General features: G+C 67.1%; 22 protein-coding genes. 16 read left to right on the top strand and 6 right to left on the bottom strand.

The window, feature by feature from the left end; all coding sequences use genetic code 11:
* Positions 1-683 precede the first annotated feature (683 nt).
* The 6 genes from ACPEH8_RS01570 (at position 684) to ACPEH8_RS01595 (ending at position 9,391) form a co-directional block, all read left to right on the top strand.
* Positions 684-1,094 carry a hypothetical protein gene (locus tag ACPEH8_RS01570; RefSeq protein ID WP_136007018.1) on the top strand — a complete coding sequence of 137 codons (411 nt, stop codon included), beginning with the start codon at positions 684-686 and terminating at the stop codon, positions 1,092-1,094.
* A gap of 90 nt (positions 1,095-1,184) precedes the next feature.
* Positions 1,185-4,565, top strand: a complete 3,381-nt coding sequence (locus tag ACPEH8_RS01575; RefSeq protein WP_423665873.1) for a phospholipase D-like domain-containing protein — start codon at positions 1,185-1,187, stop codon at positions 4,563-4,565.
* Entirely contained in the window at positions 4,562-6,202 is a 1,641-nt protein-coding gene (locus ACPEH8_RS01580; protein WP_423665875.1) for a hypothetical protein, read from the top strand. Before ACPEH8_RS01575 ends, ACPEH8_RS01580 begins: the two co-directional genes overlap by 4 nt.
* A 98-nt stretch (positions 6,203-6,300) precedes the next feature.
* Complete coding sequence (locus ACPEH8_RS01585) at positions 6,301-7,272, top strand: HlyD family efflux transporter periplasmic adaptor subunit (protein ID WP_136007013.1); 972 nt, start codon at positions 6,301-6,303, stop codon at positions 7,270-7,272.
* 71 nt (positions 7,273-7,343) lie between these two features.
* Positions 7,344-8,279: an ABC transporter ATP-binding protein gene (locus tag ACPEH8_RS01590; RefSeq protein ID WP_423666146.1), complete on the top strand. Its 936-nt coding sequence runs from the start codon at positions 7,344-7,346 to the stop codon at positions 8,277-8,279.
* Positions 8,276-9,391, top strand: coding sequence for an ABC transporter permease (locus ACPEH8_RS01595; protein ID WP_017356125.1), 1,116 nt, complete (start codon positions 8,276-8,278; stop codon positions 9,389-9,391). The genes ACPEH8_RS01590 and ACPEH8_RS01595 overlap by 4 nt, the downstream gene beginning before the upstream one ends.
* A gap of 31 nt (positions 9,392-9,422) precedes the next feature.
* Here the strand turns inward: ACPEH8_RS01595 and miaB are convergent, their stop codons facing one another.
* Complete coding sequence (gene miaB, locus ACPEH8_RS01600) at positions 9,423-10,868, bottom strand: tRNA (N6-isopentenyl adenosine(37)-C2)-methylthiotransferase MiaB (RefSeq protein ID WP_423665877.1); 1,446 nt, start codon at positions 10,866-10,868, stop codon at positions 9,423-9,425.
* Positions 10,869-11,075: 207 nt separating this feature from the next.
* On the opposite strand from miaB, the gene ACPEH8_RS01605 reads away from it, so the two are divergent.
* From ACPEH8_RS01605 to ACPEH8_RS01630, 6 genes are all read left to right on the top strand, one after another.
* Complete coding sequence (locus tag ACPEH8_RS01605; protein WP_136007008.1) at positions 11,076-12,020, top strand: lytic transglycosylase domain-containing protein; 945 nt, start codon at positions 11,076-11,078, stop codon at positions 12,018-12,020.
* A 214-nt stretch (positions 12,021-12,234) separates the two neighbouring features.
* Positions 12,235-12,855 carry a ubiquinol-cytochrome c reductase iron-sulfur subunit gene (gene petA, locus ACPEH8_RS01610; RefSeq protein WP_017354852.1) on the top strand — a complete coding sequence of 207 codons (621 nt, stop codon included), beginning with the start codon at positions 12,235-12,237 and terminating at the stop codon, positions 12,853-12,855.
* 2 nt (positions 12,856-12,857) lie between these two features.
* On the top strand, positions 12,858-14,117 hold the full coding sequence (locus ACPEH8_RS01615) for a cytochrome b (RefSeq protein WP_017354851.1): 1,260 nt from the start codon (positions 12,858-12,860) through the stop codon (positions 14,115-14,117).
* A complete protein-coding gene (locus ACPEH8_RS01620) occupies positions 14,110-14,856 on the top strand; it encodes a cytochrome c1 (protein ID WP_017354850.1) in 747 nt (248 codons plus the stop codon). The genes ACPEH8_RS01615 and ACPEH8_RS01620 overlap by 8 nt, the downstream gene beginning before the upstream one ends.
* Before the next feature lie 163 nt (positions 14,857-15,019).
* A complete protein-coding gene (locus ACPEH8_RS01625; protein WP_017354849.1) occupies positions 15,020-15,655 on the top strand; it encodes a glutathione S-transferase N-terminal domain-containing protein in 636 nt (211 codons plus the stop codon).
* Between the two features lie 138 nt (positions 15,656-15,793).
* On the top strand, positions 15,794-16,237 hold the full coding sequence (locus tag ACPEH8_RS01630) for a ClpXP protease specificity-enhancing factor (RefSeq protein WP_136007004.1): 444 nt from the start codon (positions 15,794-15,796) through the stop codon (positions 16,235-16,237).
* 42 nt (positions 16,238-16,279) lie between these two features.
* Here the strand turns inward: ACPEH8_RS01630 and ACPEH8_RS01635 are convergent, their stop codons facing one another.
* The 4 genes from ACPEH8_RS01635 to ACPEH8_RS01650 form a co-directional block, all read right to left on the bottom strand.
* A complete protein-coding gene (locus ACPEH8_RS01635; protein ID WP_017354847.1) occupies positions 16,280-16,636 on the bottom strand; it encodes a DUF3301 domain-containing protein in 357 nt (118 codons plus the stop codon).
* 83 nt (positions 16,637-16,719) lie between these two features.
* Complete coding sequence (locus tag ACPEH8_RS01640; RefSeq protein ID WP_262071638.1) at positions 16,720-17,739, bottom strand: DUF2272 domain-containing protein; 1,020 nt, start codon at positions 17,737-17,739, stop codon at positions 16,720-16,722.
* Positions 17,740-17,842: 103 nt separating this feature from the next.
* A complete protein-coding gene (gene nadC, locus ACPEH8_RS01645; RefSeq protein WP_026070577.1) occupies positions 17,843-18,700 on the bottom strand; it encodes a carboxylating nicotinate-nucleotide diphosphorylase in 858 nt (285 codons plus the stop codon).
* The gene (locus tag ACPEH8_RS01650; protein WP_017354844.1) at positions 18,697-18,966 is read right to left on the bottom strand and encodes a Trm112 family protein; all 270 of its coding nucleotides are present in this window, start codon (positions 18,964-18,966) and stop codon (positions 18,697-18,699) included. Before ACPEH8_RS01650 ends, nadC begins: the two co-directional genes overlap by 4 nt.
* A gap of 58 nt (positions 18,967-19,024) precedes the next feature.
* Between ACPEH8_RS01650 and purE the strand changes: the two genes are divergently transcribed.
* Together purE and ACPEH8_RS01660 are read left to right on the top strand one after the other, a co-directional pair.
* Positions 19,025-19,528: a 5-(carboxyamino)imidazole ribonucleotide mutase gene (gene purE, locus ACPEH8_RS01655; RefSeq protein WP_017354843.1), complete on the top strand. Its 504-nt coding sequence runs from the start codon at positions 19,025-19,027 to the stop codon at positions 19,526-19,528.
* A 2-nt stretch (positions 19,529-19,530) separates the two neighbouring features.
* A complete protein-coding gene (locus ACPEH8_RS01660; protein WP_423665879.1) occupies positions 19,531-20,673 on the top strand; it encodes a 5-(carboxyamino)imidazole ribonucleotide synthase in 1,143 nt (380 codons plus the stop codon).
* 67 nt (positions 20,674-20,740) lie between these two features.
* Here ACPEH8_RS01660 and ACPEH8_RS01665 read toward each other — a convergent pair whose 3' ends face one another.
* Complete coding sequence (locus ACPEH8_RS01665) at positions 20,741-21,322, bottom strand: superoxide dismutase (RefSeq protein ID WP_136007000.1); 582 nt, start codon at positions 21,320-21,322, stop codon at positions 20,741-20,743.
* Positions 21,323-21,440: 118 nt separating this feature from the next.
* Between ACPEH8_RS01665 and grxD the strand changes: the two genes are divergently transcribed.
* Together grxD and ACPEH8_RS01675 are read left to right on the top strand one after the other, a co-directional pair.
* Positions 21,441-21,761 carry a Grx4 family monothiol glutaredoxin gene (gene grxD, locus ACPEH8_RS01670; RefSeq protein WP_136006998.1) on the top strand — a complete coding sequence of 107 codons (321 nt, stop codon included), beginning with the start codon at positions 21,441-21,443 and terminating at the stop codon, positions 21,759-21,761.
* Positions 21,758-22,498: an SDR family NAD(P)-dependent oxidoreductase gene (locus ACPEH8_RS01675; RefSeq protein WP_423665881.1), complete on the top strand. Its 741-nt coding sequence runs from the start codon at positions 21,758-21,760 to the stop codon at positions 22,496-22,498. The genes grxD and ACPEH8_RS01675 overlap by 4 nt, the downstream gene beginning before the upstream one ends.
* Positions 22,499-22,778: the final 280 nt, after the last annotated feature.

Raw genomic sequence — 22,778 nt, forward strand, 5'->3', positions numbered from 1 at the left:
GCACATCGACCCGCACCGGAGACGAGATGGCTTGGTCTGCATCAGCTGTGAGCGTGAAGCCCGGTGTGCTGGGTCTGCTGGTGGTGGCACTTTGGGCTACCTCGGCGCGGGCCGGCGCGGCCTGCTCGGACCGCGCCGATCTCCTCGCTTCGCCCGCGAGATGGCAACGGTGGTCAGCGTGTGTGCCGACTGGAACAATGGGAGAGCCGTGCCTGCAGTCCGATGGAGCGTCCGCGGCCAGACGGCACGCCTGGCCTGCGTCGAGACGAGAGCGGCACCATACGGGCAGTCCCTTACGGATATGACGTGGAAACGCTGAGCTACGATCAGCTGCGGTGAGGCGACTGCGTAGGACCTGAGTACGCGTGACTCCTTGTGCACATGCTCGCACACGCCGGTGCCTTCCCTCTGAGGGCAGGCACCGGCGTGCCCTGCCTGGCCGGCATCACGAGGCCTCGTGACCAGGTTGAACGCTGCTGCTTGATGACCCTCGTAGGCGTCCTTGGCCACGACGCAGTGGATGCCCGCAGCACGCCCGAAAGAGGTGAGACGCCGAAGGCCGCAATGGCCCGTCAGGAGATTCTCCTGCCAGACGCGTCCCCTGCAGCGCGGCTGGGCCGCGTACGGCGACGATCCCGATCCCGGTCTTCTGCCGAGACGGCAGCGTGCCGTCGAATCCGCGCATGTCCGGGTCTGCCCTGGCCGATGACGACACCCCGTCGTGGCAGCAGGATCATGCGACCTACAGCGGCGACGACCGCTGCAATGCCTGCGATTGCGATGAAAAAGGGCAGGCAGTCCGCAGCCGTCATCTGCTGGCAGCACGACATCCCCGGCAACACGCCGCTAGGCTCCTTCGCGCGATAGCCGCTGAACTGCACGCTCGGGCGCTGCAGCCATCACGCGCTCATCCACTGCATGAACCGCGCCGCGACTCGTCGCGGTACGCCGGACGCAACAGGCTGTCCCGGCGGCCGGCACAGGTCGACGAATACAGCGGCAGTCAGTTCGGCCGCAAGGCGGAGATGTCGCGTGCGGAAGTGGAACGCGAGCCGGTCCCTGTCGGTCTGGCCCGCGTCCACCACCGTTTTTGAAGCGGGGGACAGCAGAAGCAGTCGGTACGACCGGGGCAGTTCCTGCCCGGGCTGAACACCAGGCGCGGACGGCGCAAGGAGAGGTTGATCATGGCAGATGGCACCCATACCCATACCCGTACCGTCGCGCACACTGCGCTGACGTGCCGGAACGGTCAGCAGGGCACGTCCAGCGGGGACTACTACGCGCCGGCAGAGCGGCAGTTCGCACCGGTGCGGCACGGCAATGCCGTGCAGTCCTTCACCGATGGCTGTTCTGCCATGCATGCGATGGCAGAGGCCATCCGAGGGGCGAAGAAGTTCATCTTCATTGCCGACTGGCAGTTGAACATCGATACGGAGATGACCGAGCGCGGAGGGGGCGGAGACGGGCGGCTGAGTGAACTGCTGTTCGACGCCATCAATCATCGCGGTGTGGACGTGCGCGTACTGCTCTATGACAGCATCGAGGCGGCCGCGTACACGCACGAGAACGAGGCCCGTATCGCGCTGTACAAAATGCGCGACGACAATACCCCGGGCAACATCGAAGTAGGTCTGCAGAACCCGGCCACCGGTCGCGCCGATGCGTTCAACATCGCCTTCTCGCATCACCAGAAGATTCTCGTGGTGGATGGAGAGATCGGCTTCCTTGGTGGGTTGGATATCGCGCACGGCCGCTGGGACGACGGCAACTTTGATGTGGTCTGCAATCCGGCGCTGCATGTGCTCAACGATCACTACAACAACAGCCTGTCGCGTTCGCGCGGCATGACGACCCTGGAGGTCGATCTCACCCGAGACCGGATCGACGACAGTCTGGAGGCGTGCGGCAGGGTCCGTCCTGGCTTCGCTGCCGCGTACCTGCCCGGACTGGCGATTGCCGTTGATCGCATGAAACAGCAATGGGACGAGGGCGCGGCGCTGTCGGAACTTCTCGACTATGCCGACAAGGCCGCCATCACGCCACTGCTGGAGGAAAAGGGCAAGCAGGTACTCAGCGACGCGATCATCTCAGTGCTTCAGGAAATGTCGGACGTCAAAGGCATCTCCGAGATGATCACCGTCGTGCGGACGGTGGGCGGGGTTCTCAATGCCATCAGGATCGATCTGGACCAGGCCCGGCACCGCTATCGTGAGGTGATTGCCGCCGGCAACCGCACCGTGGACCAGGCCGGGAACGGCGATGTCACAGGTACCCTTGAGGCAGCGTCGGACATTGTGGACGCATTCACGGCCATTCACGCCAAGGATCTGGAGGACTGGATCGCAGGGAAGTCTGCGATGCTCACGCGATACCACCGACGTTTCGTGAAGGGGCTGGATCGGATGATGATCTACCCCGGCGATCCATCCCAGATGGACGCGGACATCGAGAAGGCCAAGGCCAAAGCGCTGGAGAAGCTCGCCAGTGCCAGAAAGAAGTGGGACGACCTTCGCACCTGGCTGGCGACCGACGTAGACCGCACCCAGGCACTGCTGGACAGCGGTCGCCAGCCGCGCATGCCGTGGCAGGACGTGCATGCCTGCATTGAGGGGCCGGCAGTCTTTGATATCTGTCGCAACTTCATGCATCGCTGGAACGCCATGCTGTGGCAGAACCAGCGTGGCGCAAGGGGCGGGGGCCGGGCAGCGGTGGGGGGCATCAATGCGGGCATCGATTGGGCGGCGGAGCATGGGAAGGCGGTACCAAGGCAGACGTCCCTGGGGCGCGGCCTGGAGCTGACGCCCCTGGGTGATGCTTGGTTGCAGCGCATGGGGGGTGCCCAGGCGCTCTTCGGAGACCTGTGCCGTCCTGGCACCGCCGGTGGAGTCAGCGTGCAGATCGTGCGCTCGTCTGGCACCGCATTGCACGACATGGAGCGCAGGGCCTGCCGCAGGTACGGCCTGGACCTGGACGACGGCAGCAATCTGACGCCCTATTGGGAGCGCGATCAACCCATGCACTCCATCCAGGACGCGATGCTCAATTGCATCGCATCGGCCAGGGCGTTTGTCTATCTGGAGACGCAGTTCCTGATCTCAGGCTGCGGCTTCTCCGATGTCGAGCCCGGACGCCCGCTGGACAGGCGCATTCGCGATAGTCGGCGCGGTCCGTCCACGGAGGAGGAAGAGACCAAGGCACGGCGGATCACGCGGGGGCTGGGGATGGTGGGCGGGCCGGTGGACGCTGCGCTGCCCGGTACGCCGGTCGCGGACATGCTCGCCTTCAAGCCGGGTGTGCCATCGGCGGCGAGCAACCCACTGGTCGAAGTGATCGCCACCCGTATCGCCAAGGCGATCCGCAGCGGGACGGGCTTCCATGTCTACATCACCTTGCCGGTACACCCCGAAGGCAGCGTGACCGACGGCGCGGTGGTCAAACAGCAGTACTGGGTGCAGCAGACCCTGCTGCGAGGGCAGGACAGCCTGATCCGGCGGATCTGCCGGACGCTGGCAGCCAGGCGCCTGGGTATCCGCGATGTCAGTGTGAGCGAGGAGGATCTGCGTGCGGAACTCCGCCAAGGTGGGTGGAAGGCCTATCTGACTGTCCTGAACCTGCGCAGCTATGGCGTGCTCAAGGACACCAACCATGACCTGTACACCACGGGCCCCCGAACCGCAGGCGGCAGCGAGGCGAATCCGCCGCTCTACCTGGTGACCGAACAGTGCTACGTACACTCCAAGCTGCTGATCGTGGATGATGCCGTGGCCATCATCGGCAGCGCCAACTGCAATGACCGAAGCCTGCTGGGCAATGGCGACACGGAAATTGCGGCGGTGATCGTTGATGGCGAGGCAACGCTGCGTGATCTGGGCAACGGCCTCCACGTGGGCACGCGTGCGTTTGCACGGGATCTTCGGATGCGCCTATGGAGAAAGTTCCTGGGAATGTCGATCGACAGCAGTGAGAAAATGCGGCAGATGGGCAAGCCTGATGGCTACACCAATGCAGCCGGAGACAGTTTCCATCCGCCGTTCGTGATGCAGCCTGACGATCTCGTTTCCATCGTAAAGCCTGCCGATCCCATTTGTTGGAAGGCAATCCAGAAGCTTGCAGCCAACAACGCTGCGATCTACGAAGAGGTGTTCAGGAACGTGCCAACGGATGCTATGCCCCGCTACGATTCGGTGCTCGAAGGGTTTCCATCTGCTGGATGGAACGAAGAGAAGAAGGCAGTGGAACGTTATGTTCACACGCAGCCGCCGGATCTCCAGCCGGCCTACATGGCCGCTCCAAGCGTGATGGAGGGCGATGTCACCACGGTAGTGGGGTGTCACAATGTTGCCAAGGGGCTTGCTCGCCTCCGAGGCAGGAAGGGCGACCCTGTGAAAGCGGTTCAAGGCTTTTGGGTAAGCATGCCCTTGGAATGGGGCCACGGCATGGATGACCCGGCGTCGGCGTTGCCCAGCCAACTGATCGCTGCTGCCCCCACCCACACCGGCCTGCATGCTAAAGGAACCCACATGGCTTCGGTTCTATCGACCCGCAACGGCAGGAAGCAAGGATGAGCATTGCACGCCGACTGGCGCCCGTTGCGCTGCTCACGTTGGTGCTGTCTGCACAGGCCGCTGCCAACTGCTCGGACCGTGCCGATCTGCTCGTGTCGCCCGTCGCCGGTGTGAGCCTGATGTTCACAGGCACTACGGGCCAGTGGGTCTCCCTCTTGGGGCCGCAGACCTATGACGAGGGTACTGTGGATGTTCCCGCCCTGGTGCCGACCGTGGCGGAGCTGAAGCGGGGCATGTTGGGGGCCGCGGAAGGCCAAGCGGTGTATCTGGAGCCGGATGGCAACGGTGGACAGCGCATATGCAGGGTTGAGCATTGGGAGAACCGAACGTTCGATCGGATGCAGCCACCACAACCCGATGGCACGCCGGGGCTGCGTCATGACAGGGAAAACAAGGTGCGGGCCGTTCCGTATCGCCGCCGGCCAGGCCAGGAGCGGAACCCGATCCTGGCCGAATTGACCCCGCACTACTACATGTCACGTGTGGATGCGTACTTCTACGATCAGGACGGGCATCTGGTAGAGGCCAGGGTCCAGGACACCGAGGATGTGAACGCACTCCGCCAGCGCTACCCCAATGAGCTGAGGATCGACCGCCTGGCATTCTGCGCGCGGTACAACGCCCAGGGGCAATTGATCTGGACCACGGGAGGGATGTTCGAATCGTTGGTCAAGGTGCCGGGCGCCCAATGTGCCGGGCTTCAGACCGGGCGGATGGAAACCACTTCTTATAGCTACCAGGCCGATGGCAGCCTGCTGGCACGACTCTTCGTGCCGAAAAAAAGGGATGCAGCCGAGCCCAGGGGCGAAGGGCTTGCACTGGACGCGGACGAGTGGTGGGGGCAGGGTACCGCATGGCCCAGCGCCTCTGTCCCGCAGCACGAGCGGAAGCTCGTGTATTTCGGCTTTACGAACAAGGCGGGAATCCTCGGGCTGTACACCGAAAACATGGGGCTCGCGGCCTATGACGCGCAGCTGCCGTACAAGGAATTGTTGCGCGATCCGAACAGAAAGCTGAGGTATGACTTCCCGCAGCCGGTTCCGCTGTCCGTCGTTGATGACCACTTCGCCACCCTCGACAAGTACCCGCGTGTGCGACGCTACCCGCACCAAAGCGGTTTGAATGTCATCGAATTCTTCGATGGAAACAGTCGAACGCCTCGGCTTCGTCAATGGCGTTCGGTGGAACTCAGTCGCCAGGAGACCTACAACGCCGAGGGAAAGCTGGTCCAGGTGATCTACTCCGGTGGCCGGGCACTCAAGGTCTATCCAGAAGACCTCCAGCGCTACGCTGAAAGCGGCGTACTCAAGGTCACACCTACCAGAAGCGGCTACGCCAGTTATCGTGTCTACACCTACGATGCCAGCGGCAAGGAGAGCCTGACCTTTGTCTGCTGGCAGCACGATGTGCCCAGCAACAGGCCGCTGCATCGTTTTCCGTGGTGGACGCCTGATCCCGCACCGACACCCACGCGCGGCCGCGAAGCGGCGCTGATCTACGGCATGAAGAACGTCGCCAACCGCTGCGGCAGGCCGGATGGCACGATGCTGATCCAGGGGATGGGGCCGATCAACACGTATATGGCCACGCAGTTTGGATATGACGTGGAGCAACTGGTCTACGACAAGGGTCGCTGAGGCCGGTGGCAACACTGCAAGCCCGCCCGCGCCTCCTTCACGGCTGACCACCGGGTCGCGAGGCAGCATGGTGCGGTCCGCACCGATCGGTACCTGTGATGGCTGCTTCGCTCTGCTCCCGCCTGCTTCGTCTCGGTGTGCCGGCGGCACTGCTGCTCCTCGCCGCCTGCCGGCCGGCGCCGCCCGAGGCCCTGGGCACGCTCGAATGGGACCGGATCACGGTGCCGTCGCCGGCGGCCGAAACCATCGTGGCGGTGTCCGTGCGCGAAGGCCAGCGCGTGCCGGCCGGTGCGCCCCTGCTGCAGTTGGAGACCACCCGCACGGCCGCGCAGATGGCCGCGCTGCAGGCGCAGGCGCAGCGCGCCGGGCAGGCACTGGAGGAACTCGAACACGGGCCACGGGTGGAGGAGGTCGCGCAGGCCCGCGCAAACGTGGCCGCCGCCAGGGCGCAGGCCGTGGACGCAGCGGCGTACTACGCCCGGCTGCAGCCGCTCGGCCAGCAGCGGCTCGTGGCGGCCGCCGACGTGGATCGCGCGCGTGCCGCCGCCGGCAATGCCGACGGCCTCGTGCGTGCGGCCGAGCAGGCGCTGCTGGCACTGGAACACGGCACGCGCCTCGAGCAGATCGGGCAGGGCGCCGCAGCGCTGGAGGCCGCGCAGGCGCAGCAGGCCGAGCAGGCCGTGACCCTGCGCAAGCTGGCGCTGGTCGCGCCGCGCGCTGGCGTGGTGGACGCGTTGCCGTATCGGCTCGGCGACCAGGCCCCGGTCGGTGCGCCGCTGGCGGTACTGCTGGTGGGCGAACATCCCTACGCACGTGTCTATCTGCCATCGCCGCTGCGACCGTCGGTGGCCGTCGGCTCGGGCGCGCAGGTGTACGTGGAGGGCCGCGAGACAGCGTTGTCCGGACGGGTCCGCGCGGTCCGCAGCGATCCGGTGTTCACGCCGTACTACGCGTTGAGCGGCGATGACGCCGCCCGCCTGAGCTACCTGGCCGAGATCGAACTGATCGACACCGATGCCGCCACGCTGGCGCGACTGCCGGCCGGGCTGCCGGTGCGGGTGACATTCTGATGGCCGTCGACCCCGTCGACCCCCAACGGTCCGCGCCGGCAACGGGCAAGGGCGGGCAGGGCGACCTTGCCATCCGGGCGCGCGGGCTGACCAAGCGCTTCGGTGCACTGGTGGCGGTCGACCATGTGGACCTGAGCGTGCCGCGCGCCGCTGTCTACGGCTTCCTCGGCCCCAACGGATCGGGCAAGTCCACCACCATCCGCATGCTGTGTGGCCTGCTGACCCCGTCCGAGGGCGACATCGAGGTGCTCGGTCTGCGCATTCCCGAGCAGGCCGAAGCGCTGCGGCGGCGCATCGGCTACATGACCCAGCGGTTCTCGCTGTTCGAGGACCTGACCGTGCGCGAGAACCTGGAGTTCCTCGCGGCGGTGCAGGACATGCCGCGCGCCGACGCGCGACGACGTATTGGAGAGCTGGTCGAGCAGTACCACTTCCAGGACCGCCAGACGCAGTTGGCCGGCACCCTCAGTGGCGGCCAGAAGCAACGGCTGGCCCTGGCCGGCGCGGTGATCCAGTCGCCGGAGCTGCTGTTCCTGGATGAACCCACCAGTGCGGTGGACCCGGAGTCGCGGCGCGACTTCTGGGAAAAGCTGTTCGACCTGGCCGACACCGGCACCACGCTGCTGGTGTCCACGCACTACATGGACGAAGCCGAGCGCTGCCATCGCCTGGCGATTCTGGATCAGGGCGTGCTGGTGGCTGATGGCAGCCCGGCCACGCTCACCGCCGCGCTGGAAGGACGTACGTTGGCGGTTTCGGCGCCGCAGCCGCGTCAGGCACAACGGGTGCTGGCGGCCGTGCCGGGGGTGCTCAGTGTGGCGCAGATCGGCAACAGCCTGCGGGTGCTGCTGGCGGTGCAGGACGATGCGCAGGGCAGGCTCGAGGCAGCCCTGCGACGCGGCGGCCAGCAGGCCGAGGTGATGCCGGTGTCGGCCAATCTGGAGGATGTCTTCGTCTCGGCCACGCGCGGACGCGAGGGTGGCCAGGCCGGGGACACGGCGGCATGAGTCTGCGCCGGCTCTGGGCAATCATCCTCAAAGAGCTGCGGCAGATGCGGCGCGACCGTATCACCCTGGCCATGATCGTCGGTATTCCGGTCATGCAGCTGGTGCTGTTCGGCTACGCGATCAACCTCAATCTGCGCAACCTGCATGCCGGGATTGCCGATCAGGCCGGGACCGCCGCGTCACGCGCGCTGGTGATGGATATGGTGGCGACCGGGGTGATCGCACCCACGTTGGCCGCGCGGACGCCGGATGAGCTGATGGCGGCGCTGCGGCACGGCCAGATCAGCGTGGGCGTGGTGATTCCGCCCGACTTCGAGCGCCGCCGCTTCGAGGGGCGCGAGGCGGTGCAGGTGCTGGTGGACGGCAGCGACACCGTCGTGCAGAGCGCGGCGATCCAGCTGGCGCAGGTACCACTGGACAGCCAGCCGCTACGCAACGACCGGCCGCTGCGCAGCGGTGCGGTGGGCGGTGGCGGGCAGATCAGCGTGGTGGCGTTCTACAACCCGCAGCGGCGCTCGGCGGTGAACATCGTGCCGGGTCTGATCGGCATCATCCTGACCATGACGATGGTGATGTTCACGGCGGTGGCGATCGTGCGCGAACGCGAACGCGGCAACATGGAGTTGCTGATCGCCACACCGTTGAGCCGCAGCGAGCTGATGATCGGCAAGGTGCTGCCGTATGCGGCGATCGGTCTGATCCAGACCACGCTGGTGCTGCTGCTGGGCCTGTGGCTGTTCGAGGTGCCGATCCGCGGCAGCGTGGTGGACGTCTATCTGGCGGCGATGCTGCTGATCACCGCCAACCTCACCCTGGGCCTGCTGATCTCGACCAAGGCGCAGTCGCAGTTCCAGGCCATGCAGATGACCATGTTCGTGTTCCTGCCGTCGATCCTGCTGTCCGGTTTCATGTTCCCGTTCGCGGGCATGCCGCGAACGGTGCAGTGGCTGGCCGAGGTGCTGCCGCTGACGCACTTCCTGCGCCTCATCCGCGGCATCATGCTGCGCGGCGCGCGGATCTGGGAGCTGTGGCCGGAGGTGCTGGCGCTGCTCGCCTTCATCGCAGTGATGATGACCCTGGCGATCCTGCGCTTCCGCAAACGCCTGGATTGAGTGGATGCCGACCGGCAGTCGGCACGCTCCCTCAGGCGACGACCATCCGTCCGCGCAGCGAATTGCTGTACGCCTCGGTGATCTCCACATCCACGAACTGGCCGATCAGACGCGGGTGCCCCGCGAAGTTCACCGAACGCATGTTCTCGCTCTTGCCGGTCAGCTCGTCCGGGTTGCGCTTGGACGGGCCTTCCACCAGCACGGTCTGCACGGTGCCGACCATCTTCTCGGAGATCGCCGCGGCCTGCTCGTTGATCCGCGCCTGCAGGCGCGACAGGCGCGCGTGCTTTTCAGCATCACTGATCGTGTCTTCCAGATCGGCGGCCGGCGTGCCGGGGCGGCGCGAGTAGATGAACGAGAAGCTCTGGTCGAAGCCGATGTCTTCGATCAGCGTCATGGTCTTCTCGAAATCGGCCTCGGTCTCGCCCGGGAAGCCGACAATGAAGTCCGAGCTGATCGAGATGTCCGGCCGCACCGCACGCAGCTTGCGGATCTTGGACTTGAACTCCAGCGCGGTGTAGCCGCGCTTCATCGCCGACAGCACCCGGTCGCTGCCGGCCTGCACCGGCAGGTGCAGGAAGTTGGCCAGCTGCGGCACGTCGCGGTAGGCGTCCACCAGCGAGTCGCTGAACTCCAGCGGGTGCGAGGTGGTGAAGCGGATCCGGCCGACGCCGTCGATCTCGGCGATGGTGCGGATCAGCAGGCCCAGGTCGGCGAACTCGCCGTCGCCGTACGGCCCCCGGTAGGCGTTGACGTTCTGGCCCAGCAGGTTGATCTCACGCACGCCCTGTGCGGCCAGTTGCGCCACTTCCACCACCACATCCTCGAACGGGCGGCTGACCTCGGTGCCACGGGTGTAGGGCACCACGCAGAACGAGCAGTATTTGGAGCAGCCTTCCATGATCGACACGAAGGCCGAGCCACCATCGGCACGCGGCTCGGGCAGACGATCGAACTTCTCGATTTCCGGGAAGCTGATGTCGACCTGGGACCGGCCCGATGCACGGCGCTGGCGGATCAGCTCCGGCAGGCGGTGCAGCGTCTGCGGGCCGAACACCAGGTCCACGTGCGGGGCGCGCTTGATGATCGCCTCGCCCTCCTGCGACGCCACGCAGCCGCCCACGCCGATGATCACGCCCCGGCCGTTGTTCTTCAGCGCCTTCCAGTAGCCGAGCTGGCTGAACACCTTCTCCTGCGCCTTCTCGCGGATCGAGCAGGTGTTCATCAGCAGCACGTCGGCCTCGGACGGGTCGTCGGTCAGCTCCAGCCCTTCTTCGGCGGCCAGCACGTCGGCCATCTTGGCCGAGTCGTACTCGTTCATCTGGCACCCGTGGGTCTTGATGTACAGCTTGCCGCGGACGGGGCCGGTGACGGCCGGCCTGGCGCCGGGCAGCGGCAGCAGGTCGGGGCGGGGAGGGGTGGAGGGCACGGCGGAGCCGGCCGACGTCGGCACGGTCGAAGCTGGCGTCCCGGTCATGGCGCTTATTCCAGTCGGGTGGGCGGGCAGGCAGCCTGAACGGCTGCGGTGAGCCGCCCATTGTACCGGGTATCTGCCGGCCAGACCGACGCCCGTCCCGCCCGCAGGCCGTCCCGGACGCCCCGATCCGTGACGTGCATCGGCTCCTGGGATACCCGGCCCGTCAAAGACTTGGCAAGCCGGGGTGAAACGGAGACACTCCGCTGCATGAAGGGGATCTTGGGGATCTTTGCGCTGGCCTTGGCTGCGCTGACCGCTGTGCCGGCCAGTGCGGGCACGCTGTACAAGTGCGTTGGCGCCGACGGCATTCCCAGCTACGTAAGCAAGCGTGTCTCCGCCGCGAGCTGCAGTGTGGTCAGCAGCTACCGTCCGGACCGCAGTGCGCCCCGCCGCCAGGCCGTGGCCGCGCCGGTCCCGCCGCCTGCGCCGGTGGCGCAGGCCGTCGCGGCCGCTCCGGCCGATGGCGCCAACGCCGGCACCGCGATCACCGCCACGGCATCGGCGGCGCCCGCCGCGACGGTACTCAGCGCTCCGTCCGCGCCCGCCGCGCGCAAGGGCAAGGCCCAGCGCGTGGTCAACGGGCAGGTCTACACGTATATGAAGGATGGCGTGCGCCACTACACAAGCGCCCGTCCGGCGCAGGTGGCCAGCCTCGGCCAGGTGCGTACGATCCACTACAGCTTCATCGAGCGCTGCTATGCGTGCGGTGCCCAGCCGGGCGTCAACTTCGGCTCGGTGCGGCTCAATACCACCGCCTTCCAGGCCGAGATCGCCGCCGCCGCGCGCGAGTTCGGGGTCGAGGAAGCGGTGGTCCGCGCCATCATCCACGCCGAGTCGGCCTACAACCCCACCGCGCTCAGCCGCGCCGGCGCGCAGGGCCTGATGCAGCTGATGCCGCCCACTGCCCGCCGCTTCGGGGTCACCGACTCGTACGATGCCGCGCAGAACATCCGGGGGGGCGTGCAGTACCTGTCGTGGCTGCTCAAGCGCTTCAACGGCAACCTGACCCTGGCTGCGGCCGGCTACAACGCGGGTGAGGGTGCGGTGGACCGCCACGGCGGCGTACCGCCCTACAGTGAAACCCAGTATTACGTGAAGCGCGTTGCCCTGCTGGCCGACCGCTATCGGGGCGCGACAGCGTCCACGCAGTAGTGCCCGCTGGCCGCTTCGCCGCACGCCGAGACCGTCCGGAAGTGCCGGCTGCTGGCCGGCCCGACCGTTTCGCGCGTGACAGATCTTCGGCGGATGATCTGCGCGTTGTGTCGCTGAGTCAGGTTCCGCTATAGTCGGCTCTGATTCATCGTGGACTGGCCCCCACCGGTCTGCTGGCAGCCTCAAGCTACCTAAATCAATATCGGAGTGCCGGATGGCCAACGATGGGGTAAACGATCCAGTCAATACTGGACGTCGACGGTTTCTGTCAGCAACCACTGCGGTGGTTGGCGCGGTCGGCGTCGGATTTGCAGCGGTACCGTTCATCAAGTCCTGGAATCCCAGCGCCCGCGCCAAACTGGCCGGGGCGCCGGTGATCGCCGACATCAGTGCCCTGCAGGAAGGCCAGCGTCTGGTCCTGGAGTGGCGAGGGCAGCCGATCTGGATCGTCAAGCGGTCCAAGGCGATCCTCGATGCGCTGCATGGTCTGGACGGTCGCCTGAAAGATCCCGAGTCGGGCGAGAAAGAACAGCAGCCGGACTACGTGCTCAAGCAGAACCCCGAATTCCGTGCGATCAAGGCCGATGTCTCGGTCCTGGTCGGGCTGTGCACCCATCTGGGCTGCTCACCGGAAATGGTGGCCGAGATCCGTCCCGAGCCGTATGACCCGCAGTGGAAAGGGGGGTACTTCTGCCCCTGCCACAAGTCGCGCTTCGACATGTCCGGTCGCGTGTTCAAGGATGTTCCGGCGCCGATCAACCTGCTGGTGCCGCCGCACCACTACCAGGATGACAACACCATCATCATCGGCGTTGACCCGCAGGGGGCGGCTTGAGCATGGCCAATATCCTTACCCGCACCGCCACGGGCGTTGCCGACTGGGTCAATGCGCGCGCACCGGGCCTGATGCCGGTGTACCGCAAGCATGTGAGCGAGTACTACGCACCGAAGAACTTCAACCTCTGGTACTACTTCGGTTCGCTGGCGCTGCTGATCCTGGTCAATCAGATCGTGACCGGCATCTTCCTCACGATGCACTACAAGACCAACGCGGCCGAAGCGTTCGCCTCCATCGAATACATCATGCGCGATGTCGAGTGGGGCTGGCTGATCCGCTACATGCATTCGACCGGCGCCTCACTGTTCTTCATCGTGGTCTACCTGCACATGTTCCGCGGCCTGCTGTACGGCAGCTACCAGAAGCCGCGCGAGCTGGTGTGGATCCTCGGCATGCTGATCTACCTGGTGCTGATGGCCGAAGCCTTCATGGGTTACGTGCTGCCGTGGGGCCAGATGTCGTTCTGGGGCGCCAAGGTGATCATCTCGCTGTTCGGTGCCATTCCGGTGATCGGCAACGGCCTCACCGAATGGATCATGGGCGACTACCTGCCCAGCGATGCCACGCTCAACCGCTTCTTCGCGCTGCACGTGATCGCCCTGCCGCTGGTGCTGCTGCTGCTGGTGGTGCTGCACCTGGGGGCGCTGCACGAAGTGGGCTCCAACAATCCCGATGGCGTGGAGATCAAGAAGGGGCCCAAGGGCAACCGCTGGTCGGCCACGGCACCTGCGGACGGGATTCCGTTCCATCCGTACTACACGCTCAAGGACGGCGTGGGCGCCGGCTTCCTGCTGGTCATCGCCGCGTTCATCATCTTCTTCGCCCCGGCGTTCGGCGGCCTGTTCCTCGAACACGACAACTTCACCGAGGCCAACCGCCTGGTAACGCCCGAGCACATCAAACCGGTCTGGTACTACACCCCGTACTACGCGATGCTGCGGGTGGTGCCGAACAAGCTGGGCGGGGTGATCGTGATGTTCTCGGCGATCGCGATCCTGTTCCTGGTGCCGTGGCTGGATCGGGCCCGGGTCAAGTCGTACCGCTACCGGGGCCTGCTCTCGCGCGGTCTGCTTGGCATGTTCGCGGTCTGCTTCGTCTGGCTGGGCGTGATCGGGTCCGGCCCGGGCACCGATGTGCATGAAACCTACATCGGGCGGGTGTTGACCTTCCTGTACTTCGCCTTCTTCATCACCATGCCGCTATGGACCAAGCTGGACAGGACCAAGCCGGTACCGGACCGGGTGACCACGCATGACTGACCACTGGATTGTCCGGCTGGCCTGCGCGGCCGCCCTGCTGCTGGCCAGCACCCTGGCCGGTGCCGCCGAGGGCGGCAAGACGCTGCAGGCCGGCAACGACCTCAGCGACCGCGCCTCGCTGCAGCGCGGCGCGCAGCTCTACATGAACTACTGCTCGGGCTGCCACGCACTGAAGTACCTGCGCTACTCGCGCATGGCCGAGGATCTGGGGCTGAGCGAGGAGGAGGTGATGAACAACCTCAACTTCACCGGCACGCCGATCGGCGAACCGATCCCGGTATCGATGCCCAAGGCGCCGGCGGAGAAATGGTTCGGCAAGATGCCGCCGGACCTGAGCCTGATTTCGCGTGTGCGGGGCAGCGACTGGGTGTACACCTATCTCAAGTCTTTCTATCTGGACCCCTCACGCCCGCTGGGATGGAACAACACGCTGTTCCCCAATGCGTCCATGCCCAACCCGCTGTGGGAAATGCAGGGCCTGCAGCACGCCGTGCACGGCAAGCCCGACGCACCCGGTGCCGACGCGCCGGTGATCGGGCTCAAGCTCGCGCAGCCGGGCAATGTCGACCCCGGCCAGTACGACCAGACGGTACGCGACATCACCAACTTCCTGGAGTACGCCGGCGAGCCGGCGGCACTGAAGCGGCAGAAGCTGGGGGTGTGGGTCATCCTTTTCCTGGCGTTCCTGACCTTCCTGGTCTATCTGCTGAAGAAGGAATACTGGAAGGACGTGCACTGAACGGGGAGTGCGCCGGCGCTGCGATTCATGGCTACCGGCATGAGACGCATGGCCTATTGGCTTTTGTGATGTGCAGTTGCACACTCGGGTACTGTGACGACTGCCAGCACTGGGCTGGTGGCGCCGATACGACCGGCGGTTTCCGGTCGTTGGAGAGCCTTTGATGGCGGCGAGCGTACGCATGCGGAATACCCTGACGCTGTTTTCCTCGAACGACGATGTCCTGTGCCATCGCGTGCGGCTGGTGCTGGCGGCCAAGGGCGTCACTTACGACCTCGTTCCGGTCGATCCGCAGAATCCGCCCGAGGACCTCATCGACCTCAATCCGTACCACTCGGTGCCCACCCTGGTGGAGCGTGAGCTGGTGCTGTATGCGGCGTCGGTGGTCAGCGAGTATCTGGACGAACGTTACCCGCATCCGCCGCTGATGCCGGTCGATCCGCTGTCCCGTGCGCGCATCCGTCTGGCCATGCTTCGCATCGAGCACGACTGGGTGCCGCAGGTGCAGGCCATCCAGCTGGGCAACAAGACCCAGGCCGAAGCCGGCCGCAAGCGCCTGCGCGAGCTGTTGACCAGCGCAGTGCCGCTGTTCAAGGCCAGCAAGTTCTTCCTGAACCCGGAAATGAGCCTGGCCGACTGCGCAATGGCACCGATCATCTGGCGTCTGCAGTCCCTGGACGTGGCGCTGCCCAAGGATGGCAAGTCGATCGAGGATTACGGCAACCGCATTTTCCGCCACCCCGGCTTCATCCGCAGCCTGACCGACCAGGAAAAGAAGCTGCGCGATCTGCCCACCTGAGCCGCGCGCGCCGCTGTCGGCGACTGCATCGACGCTTTACGCCCCGCGCGCCGATGCTGACCGGTGCGGGTGCTGGCGCGTACACTTGCACCAGGCAATCCGGATCAAGAGCAGCCGAGCACGGCTCGGCTCTACCACATGACTGAAGACACTTTCCGCATGACCAGCCACCGCCCGTACCTGTTGCGGGCCTTGGTGGAATGGATCAACGACAATGACCTGACCCCGCATATCCTGGTCGACGCGGGCATGCCCGGCGTGCAGGTTCCGCAGAGCGCGGTGAAGGATGGCCGGGTGGTGCTGAATATCGCCGAGCGCGCTGTGGTCCGGCTGCATATCGACAACGAGAGCGTGAGCTTCTCGGCGCGGTTCTCCGGCACCAGTTATCCGGTGCAGGTGCCGATCTCGGCCGTGCTGGCGGTCTATGCCCGCGAAACCGGGCAGGGCATGGCGCTGCCGGACGATATCCCGGGCCACGACCCGGGCCCGGACGACGAACTCCCGCCGGACGATTCCCCGACGCCGCCGGACGACGCACCGCCCAAGCCCAGTGGCCGCCCGCACCTGCGCGTGGTCAAGTAACGCACCCCGTAGAGCCGGGTAGAACCCGGCTCTACGGACGCATCACACGTCTTCGGCGTCGCGGGTCTCCACATCGCGGCGGATCTCGCTGATCCGGGCTGCTGACGGCCCGACGAAGGCGACCAGCTGGTCGCCGCGCAGCACCATGCGGCCGCTGTGACGGTCCACGCCGTCGTGCGAATACTCGAACTTGAAGGTGCGCTCCCAGCCCAGCCAGCCCGTTTCTTTGCGCACCACGCGCAGGCCGGTGGCATGCACGCTCTGGTCCAGCCACTGCACGTTGGCGGCGTTGCACGCATTGCGGCCAAGTTCGCCGGCGCGTTCGGCGGCGGCGCGCGAGGAGTTCCAGAAGGCGTAGACGAACGCGCCGGCAATCATCAACAGGATCAGGCTGGGCATCGGCGGCTCGGTACGATCAGGGCAGGTGGCCTTCAAAGATGGCGACGAATGTGGCGCGGATCAAGCCGCCCGCGGCGACGCGATCACCGTGTCGTCGTCGTGGGAGGCGGCGGAGCGGGACGCTGCGGCGCGATCTGTGGCGTGGACGGGGCATCCGGTAGCGGCGGCGCAGTCACGCCCGCAGGGTCCGGGGCGACCACCGGCAGCGCGGCCGGCGTCGTTGCCACCAGCTTCAGCAGCGCGGCCCAGTCCTGCCGGTTGAAGCTGCATTCGTCTTCCCGGCCCGGCGTGCAGCCCGGGTCCACGCCGTCGCCGGCGCTGGCCTTGGCCGGTGGCAGCTCGATGCGGCCGCTGCGGTCCAGCGACAGCTTGCGCATCGCCACCGTGTTCATCACGTTGCCGCCGACCAGGTACAGGGTCCGGTCGCCGCCCACGTTGGCGGCGATCACTACTTCGCAGTGTGACTTCCAGTGCGCTGCCCCGCCGCTGGCGAGGGACTGCACCAGGCCGCTGTAGCTCAGCGTCTGGCGGCGATCGCGCAGGAAGCAGAGCAGATCGCCCGGGGCGGGTTTGTCCTGCGCCGGATCGGTCATGCGGTACGGCCCGCTGTTCTGGTACGCAGCGCGGATGTAGTCGATGTGGCGCGGCGAGCGGGTGAAGCCGGGCACGCCGGCGCGTGTCATCACCCAGGAAATGAAGGCCGCCGACCACGGGTTGTCGATCAGGAACGCGCGGCAGTCGCTGTCGGTGTAGCGGGTGCCGAGCGGGGCCATGCAGCTGGACGCGCCGGGCTGGTCGCCCATTGGTGACAGCGTCCCGCTCTCACGCCAGTAGCCCACCACCCGCTGCCAGGCGATCAGCCCGTTGTCGGCCAGGTGCTCGCGCTCGGCTTCGGTGACGCTCAGGCTGGCCGCGCGCCCGTCGCGGTCGATGAAGGGGCGGAACCAGAGCCGGTGTTCATTGCAGGCGGTCTGTACGATGTTCACCGCCAGCGGACTCAACCCGTAGCGTGGTGGGATGTCGCAGACTTCGGCGGCCGACGCGGCGGCCGGCATCAGCATCGCCAGCGGCGACAGGCATGCAAGCAGAGACAGGGGGCGCATGCGCGCTCTCCGGGTGGGGGCAACACGAGCCTCGCAGACCCGGGCTGCCGACGCCGTGAACGTGGGGGGCGGTGGGGCCGACCGATGGCCGGCACGCGCCGCGTCAGCCTGGCGGCGGCCCCAGCTTCAGCGACAGGTCGATCGCCTGCACGTGCTTGGTCAGTCCGCCGATCGAGATGCAGTCCACACCGTCCTCGGCAATGGCGCGCAGCCCGGCCAGGTCCACGCTGCCGGAGACTTCCAGAGGAATCCGGCCGGCGGCGATGCGCACCGCCTCGCGGCGCAGGTCGGCGTCGAAGTCGTCGATCAGGATGCGCTCGCAGCCTGCCGCCAGCGCGTCGCGCAGCTGCGTCAGGTCTTCGACCTCGACCACCAGCGGCAGATCGGGCCACTGCGCACGCGCTGCCTGCACCGCAGCGGTCAGCGAGCCGGCCGCGCGGATGTGGTTCTCCTTGAGCATCACCGTGTCGAACAGCCCCAGGCGATGGTTGTCGCCGCCGCCGCAGCGGACCGCGTACTTCTGCGCCATGCGCAGCCCCGGCAGGGTCTTGCGGGTGTCCAGGATGCGGGTGCCGGTGCCGGCCACCGCCGCGACGTAGCGCGCCGTGGTGGTCGCCGTGCCGGACAGCGTCTGCAGGAAGTTCAGCGAGGTGCGTTCGGCACTGACCAGGCTGCGGTTGCGGCCGTGCAGGATCGCCAGCACGGTGCCGGCCCGGACGGCATCGCCCTCGGCCACGCGCCAGTCGATGGTCACGTCCGGATCAAGCGCGCGGTGGGTGGCGTCGAACCACGGCCGGCCGGCGATCACCGCGTCCTGCTTGCACAGCAGGTACGCGCAGTCCGGGCGGTCGGGCAGCAGGGCGGCGGTGACATCACCGGTGCCGATGTCTTCCGCCAGCGCACGGGCGACATCCTCGGCCACCACGGCCGCGGACGGGACGGGCAACGGAGCCGGGCTCATTTTTCCGGGAAATCGGCGATCTGCGCCGTCTCGATGGCCTCCTCGGCCAGCAGCACCGGAATGCCGTCATCGACACGGAACACCTGCTTGCGGTCACGCGTCAGCAGCGCTTCGCGCAGGGGCTGGGTCTGGGGGCTGCCGTCGGCCTTGGCCACGCCGCCGGCACCGATGGCGCGGTTGAGCGCGTCGAGGGCCTTGGCATCGAGCAGGGACAGGGGCTGGCGCGTGTCGGGCGAGCACAGCAGGTCGAGCAGCTTGCGGTCCATGATTCTTCGTCTTGCGTGGAAGATGGCTAGAATACGTCTTTAAGGCAGGTGACGGCCAATGACCCCCAACCAAACCGCGCCGCTCGTCGGCATCGTCATGGGTTCCCGCTCCGACTGGGAAACCATGCAGCACGCAGCCCAGAAGCTCGATTCGCTGGGTGTTCCCTACGAAGTGAAGGTGGTATCGGCGCACCGCACGCCGGACGTGCTGTTCACCTACGCCGAGCAGGCCGGGCCCCGGGGCCTGCGCGCGATCATCGCCGGCGCCGGCGGCGCCGCGCACCTGCCGGGCATGATCGCGGCCAAGACCGCCGTGCCGGTGCTGGGTGTGCCGGTGCAGTCCAAGGCCCTCAACGGCATGGATTCGCTGCTGTCGATCGTGCAGATGCCGGCCGGCATTCCGGTTGCCACCTTCGCCATCGGCAATGCCGGCGCGTCCAATGCGGCGCTGTTCGCCGCCGCCATGCTGGCCTCGGACCAGCCGGCCATCGGCCAGGCGCTGGAGGCCTTCCGCGCCCGCCAGACCGAAGACGTCATGGCCCACGACGACCCACGTCAATGAGCATGAAGACTGTCGGAATCCTGGGGGGCGGCCAGCTGGCGCGCATGATGGTGCTGGCCGGCGCGCCGCTGGGGCTGCGTTTCGAGTTGTTCGACCCGGCTGCCGATGCCTGTGGCGCCCAAGTGGCGCCGCTGCAGGTGGCCGCCTTCGAGGACGAGGCCGCGCTGGCCGCGTTCGCGGCGCGGGTGGACGTGGTGACGTTTGATTTCGAGAATGTTCCCGCGCACAGCGCCCGCTTCCTGGCCGAGCGCGTGCCGGTGTATCCGAACCCGGATGCGCTGGCCGTGGCCCAGGACCGGCTCAGCGAAAAAACCCTGTTCCAGCAGTTGGGCATTCCGCTGCCGCCGTTCGCCGATATCCGCAGCCGCGACGAGCTGGCTGCCAGGGTCGCCGAGTTCGGCATGCCCTGCATCGTCAAGACGCGCCGCCTGGGCTACGACGGCAAAGGTCAGTTCCGCATCCGCAGTACCGCCGACATCGACGCCGCCTGGGCCACCCTGGGCGATTACGTCGACCGCACCGGCCTGATCCTGGAGGGGTTCGTTGCCTTCGACCGCGAGGTCAGCGTGGTGGCCGTCCGTGGCCGCGACGGCGAGTTCCGCGCCTGGCCGGTGACCGGCAACTGGCACGTCGATGGCGTGCTGTCGGCCAGCGTGGCGCCGGCACGGCTGAGCCAGGCCCAGCATGAAGCCGCCATCGGCCATGCGCGGGCGTTGGCCGAACGCCTGGACTATGTCGGGGTGTTCGCGCTGGAGCTGTTCTGCCGTGGCGACGAGCTGCTGGTCAACGAGATGGCGCCACGCGTGCACAACTCCGGCCACTGGACCATCGAGGGCAGTGAGACCTCGCAGTTCGAGAACCACCTGCGCGCGGTGCTCGGCCTGCCGCTGGGCGACACGCGCATGCTGGGCCATGCCTGCATGCTCAATTGGCTGGGCGCGATGCCCGATGCCGCGGCGGTACTGGCGCAGTCCGGCGGACACTGGCACGACTACGGCAAGCAGCCGCGCGACGGCCGCAAGGTCGGCCATGCCACGCTGCGCGACGATGATGCCCTGCGGCTGGCCGGGATGCTGCAGACGGTTGGCGGGCTGCTCGATCGCAACGCCCAGGTCGCCCCGGTGATCGACACACTGCGCGGCTGACCGGCAGGTCAGGGCGGCTGCCCGCCTGCGGTGGGTGCCGGCACGCGCCAGCACCCACGGGGAGCCGTCAGTCGCGCAGCTGCGACGCCACGAAGTCCCAGTTGACCAGTTTCCAGAATGCCTGCAGGTAGCGCGCGCGCTCATTCTGGTAGTCGGTGTAGTACGCGTGTTCCCATATATCGCACGCCAGCAGCGGGGTGCTGTTGCCCGTCAAAGGCGTGCCGGCATTGCGCGTGGTCTGGATCGCCAGCGCGCCGCCGGGGTGCTGCACCAGCCAGACCCAGCCGGAGCCGAACAGGCCCAGCGCGGCCTGGTCGAACTCGTCGCGCAGGCGGCGCATATCGCCGAAATGGCGGGTCACCAGCTCGGCCAGGCGCCCCTGTGGATCGCCGCCGCCGCGTGGATGCAGGCACTGGAAGTAGAAACCGTGGTTCCAGGCCTGCGCGGCCGCGTCGAACAGGCTGCCCTGGCTGTGCCGGACCAGCTCGTCCAGGGCCAGGTCCTCCAGGTCGGTGCCGGCGATGCGGGCGTTGACCGCGTCGAGGTAGGCGCGGTAATGCCGACCGTGGTGCAGGTCCAGGCTCTCGGCCGACAGATGCGGTTGCAGGGCGGTGCGGTCGTAGGGCAGGCGGGGCAGTTCGAAGGGCATGGTCACCACGGGCAGGGAGGGGGCGCCGTATGCGGGGCCAGTAGGCTTACAATGGCAGGCGAGGGAAGTCTAGCCGACCGGTGAGGTCGGGTTGTCCCACATTGGAGGGAGAGTCGTAGTGGCGGTGATGCAGCAAATCCAGGCCGAAGTCGAACGTTACCCCCTCGTGCTGTTCATGAAGGGCACCCCGCAATATCCGATGTGCGGCTATTCCAGCCGCGCCATGCAGGCGCTGATGGCGGCCGGCGCGGTCGCGCTGCGCACGGTCAACGTGCTCGAAGAGCCGGAGATCCGCGCCAATCTGCCGCGTTTCTCGAACCTGCCGACGTTCCCGCAGCTGTTCATCCACGGTGAGCTCATCGGCGGCTGCGACATCGTGCTGGAGCTGTTCGAGTCCGGCGAGCTCAAGCGCATCGTCGAAGAGGCCTCCCAGGCATGAGTGCGGTCCCGTCCGTCGTGGTCGGGACCGGCGCACTGGCCGATCGTGTGATTCTCATTGCAGGCGCGGGCGGCGGCTTCGGCAGCGCCGTCGCCGTGGCCTGTGCCCGCGCCGGCGCCACGGTGGTGCTGCTGGGGCGCAAGCCACGCCGCCTGGACCGCGTCTATGCCGCCGTGCAGGCGGTCGGCCCCGAGCCGCTGCTGTACCCGATGGATCTGGAGGGCGCGACCCCGGACGACTACGCCACACTGGCCGAGCGCCTGCAGGGCGAGTTGGGGCGCCTGGACGGGCTGCTGTACTGCGCGGCCGATTTCGCCGGGCTGACCCCGTTCGAGCTGGCCGACCCGGCCGCGTTCGCGCGGGCCGTCCACGTCAATCTCACCGCACCGGCTTGGCTGATCCAGGCGTGCCTGGCGCTGCTGCGCCAGCGCGACGATGCCGCAGTGGTGCTTACCGTGGATGATCCGACGCGGGTCGGGCAGGCCTACTGGGGCGGCTACGGCGTCGCCCAGCACGGGCTGCGGGGCCTGATTGCCTCCCTGCACGACGAACTGGGCCGCAGCCCGGTGCGGGTCAGTGGCCTGCAGCCGGGCCCGATGCGCACCGCCCTGCGGGCGCGCGCCTTCTCGCTGGATGAAGACCGCACCGCGCGTGACCCGGCCGACTGTGCCGATGCCGCCGTCCTGCTGCTGTCCGCCGCCGGCGCCCCCCACCGCGGCCAGATCGTCGAGGGCTGAGCACGGCAAAGGCGTCCGGGCCGCCCGTCCGGTCGCCTTGGTGCCCCAGCCCGCCCGCGCAGGCCCCCCTGTGCACCGCTGAAGCCCGGAATACCGCATTCAGCCGGTCACACTCACATGTGAAGATGGCGTCACGATCCCGTTGGTATGGCGTGTGTTTTGTCGCCAAACCGTCACAATCCAACGGTACCGTGTTAATCTAGTGTTAACCGTTGCGGCTGAAACCAGCTCGCGGCTAGGGAACCCAGATAAAAGTCCAGTCAGCCGCCAGCAAGGCTGC

The sequence above is a fragment of the Stenotrophomonas sp. NPDC077461 genome (assembly GCF_049545475.1).
GTDB classification, from domain to species: Bacteria; Pseudomonadota; Gammaproteobacteria; order Xanthomonadales; family Xanthomonadaceae; genus Stenotrophomonas; species Stenotrophomonas nematodicola.

Coding starts and splice junctions, on each gene's coding strand:
- ACPEH8_RS01630 (WP_136007004.1), top strand. CDS start 15,794: ATGACTGAAGACACTTTCCGCATGACCAGCCACCGCCCGTACCTGTTG.
- ACPEH8_RS01620 (WP_017354850.1), top strand. CDS start 14,110: ATGACTGACCACTGGATTGTCCGGCTGGCCTGCGCGGCCGCCCTGCTG.
- ACPEH8_RS01585 (WP_136007013.1), top strand. CDS start 6,301: ATGGCTGCTTCGCTCTGCTCCCGCCTGCTTCGTCTCGGTGTGCCGGCG.
- purE (WP_017354843.1), top strand. CDS start 19,025: ATGACCCCCAACCAAACCGCGCCGCTCGTCGGCATCGTCATGGGTTCC.
- ACPEH8_RS01640 (WP_262071638.1), bottom strand. CDS start 17,739: ATGCGCCCCCTGTCTCTGCTTGCATGCCTGTCGCCGCTGGCGATGCTG.
- ACPEH8_RS01595 (WP_017356125.1), top strand. CDS start 8,276: ATGAGTCTGCGCCGGCTCTGGGCAATCATCCTCAAAGAGCTGCGGCAG.
- miaB (WP_423665877.1), bottom strand. CDS start 10,868: ATGACCGGGACGCCAGCTTCGACCGTGCCGACGTCGGCCGGCTCCGCC.
- ACPEH8_RS01660 (WP_423665879.1), top strand. CDS start 19,531: ATGAAGACTGTCGGAATCCTGGGGGGCGGCCAGCTGGCGCGCATGATG.
- ACPEH8_RS01635 (WP_017354847.1), bottom strand. CDS start 16,636: ATGCCCAGCCTGATCCTGTTGATGATTGCCGGCGCGTTCGTCTACGCC.
- ACPEH8_RS01650 (WP_017354844.1), bottom strand. CDS start 18,966: ATGGACCGCAAGCTGCTCGACCTGCTGTGCTCGCCCGACACGCGCCAG.
- ACPEH8_RS01605 (WP_136007008.1), top strand. CDS start 11,076: ATGAAGGGGATCTTGGGGATCTTTGCGCTGGCCTTGGCTGCGCTGACC.
- petA (WP_017354852.1), top strand. CDS start 12,235: ATGGCCAACGATGGGGTAAACGATCCAGTCAATACTGGACGTCGACGG.
- ACPEH8_RS01675 (WP_423665881.1), top strand. CDS start 21,758: ATGAGTGCGGTCCCGTCCGTCGTGGTCGGGACCGGCGCACTGGCCGAT.
- ACPEH8_RS01615 (WP_017354851.1), top strand. CDS start 12,858: ATGGCCAATATCCTTACCCGCACCGCCACGGGCGTTGCCGACTGGGTC.
- ACPEH8_RS01665 (WP_136007000.1), bottom strand. CDS start 21,322: ATGCCCTTCGAACTGCCCCGCCTGCCCTACGACCGCACCGCCCTGCAA.
- ACPEH8_RS01570 (WP_136007018.1), top strand. CDS start 684: ATGTCCGGGTCTGCCCTGGCCGATGACGACACCCCGTCGTGGCAGCAG.
- ACPEH8_RS01575 (WP_423665873.1), top strand. CDS start 1,185: ATGGCAGATGGCACCCATACCCATACCCGTACCGTCGCGCACACTGCG.
- ACPEH8_RS01625 (WP_017354849.1), top strand. CDS start 15,020: ATGGCGGCGAGCGTACGCATGCGGAATACCCTGACGCTGTTTTCCTCG.
- ACPEH8_RS01580 (WP_423665875.1), top strand. CDS start 4,562: ATGAGCATTGCACGCCGACTGGCGCCCGTTGCGCTGCTCACGTTGGTG.
- nadC (WP_026070577.1), bottom strand. CDS start 18,700: ATGAGCCCGGCTCCGTTGCCCGTCCCGTCCGCGGCCGTGGTGGCCGAG.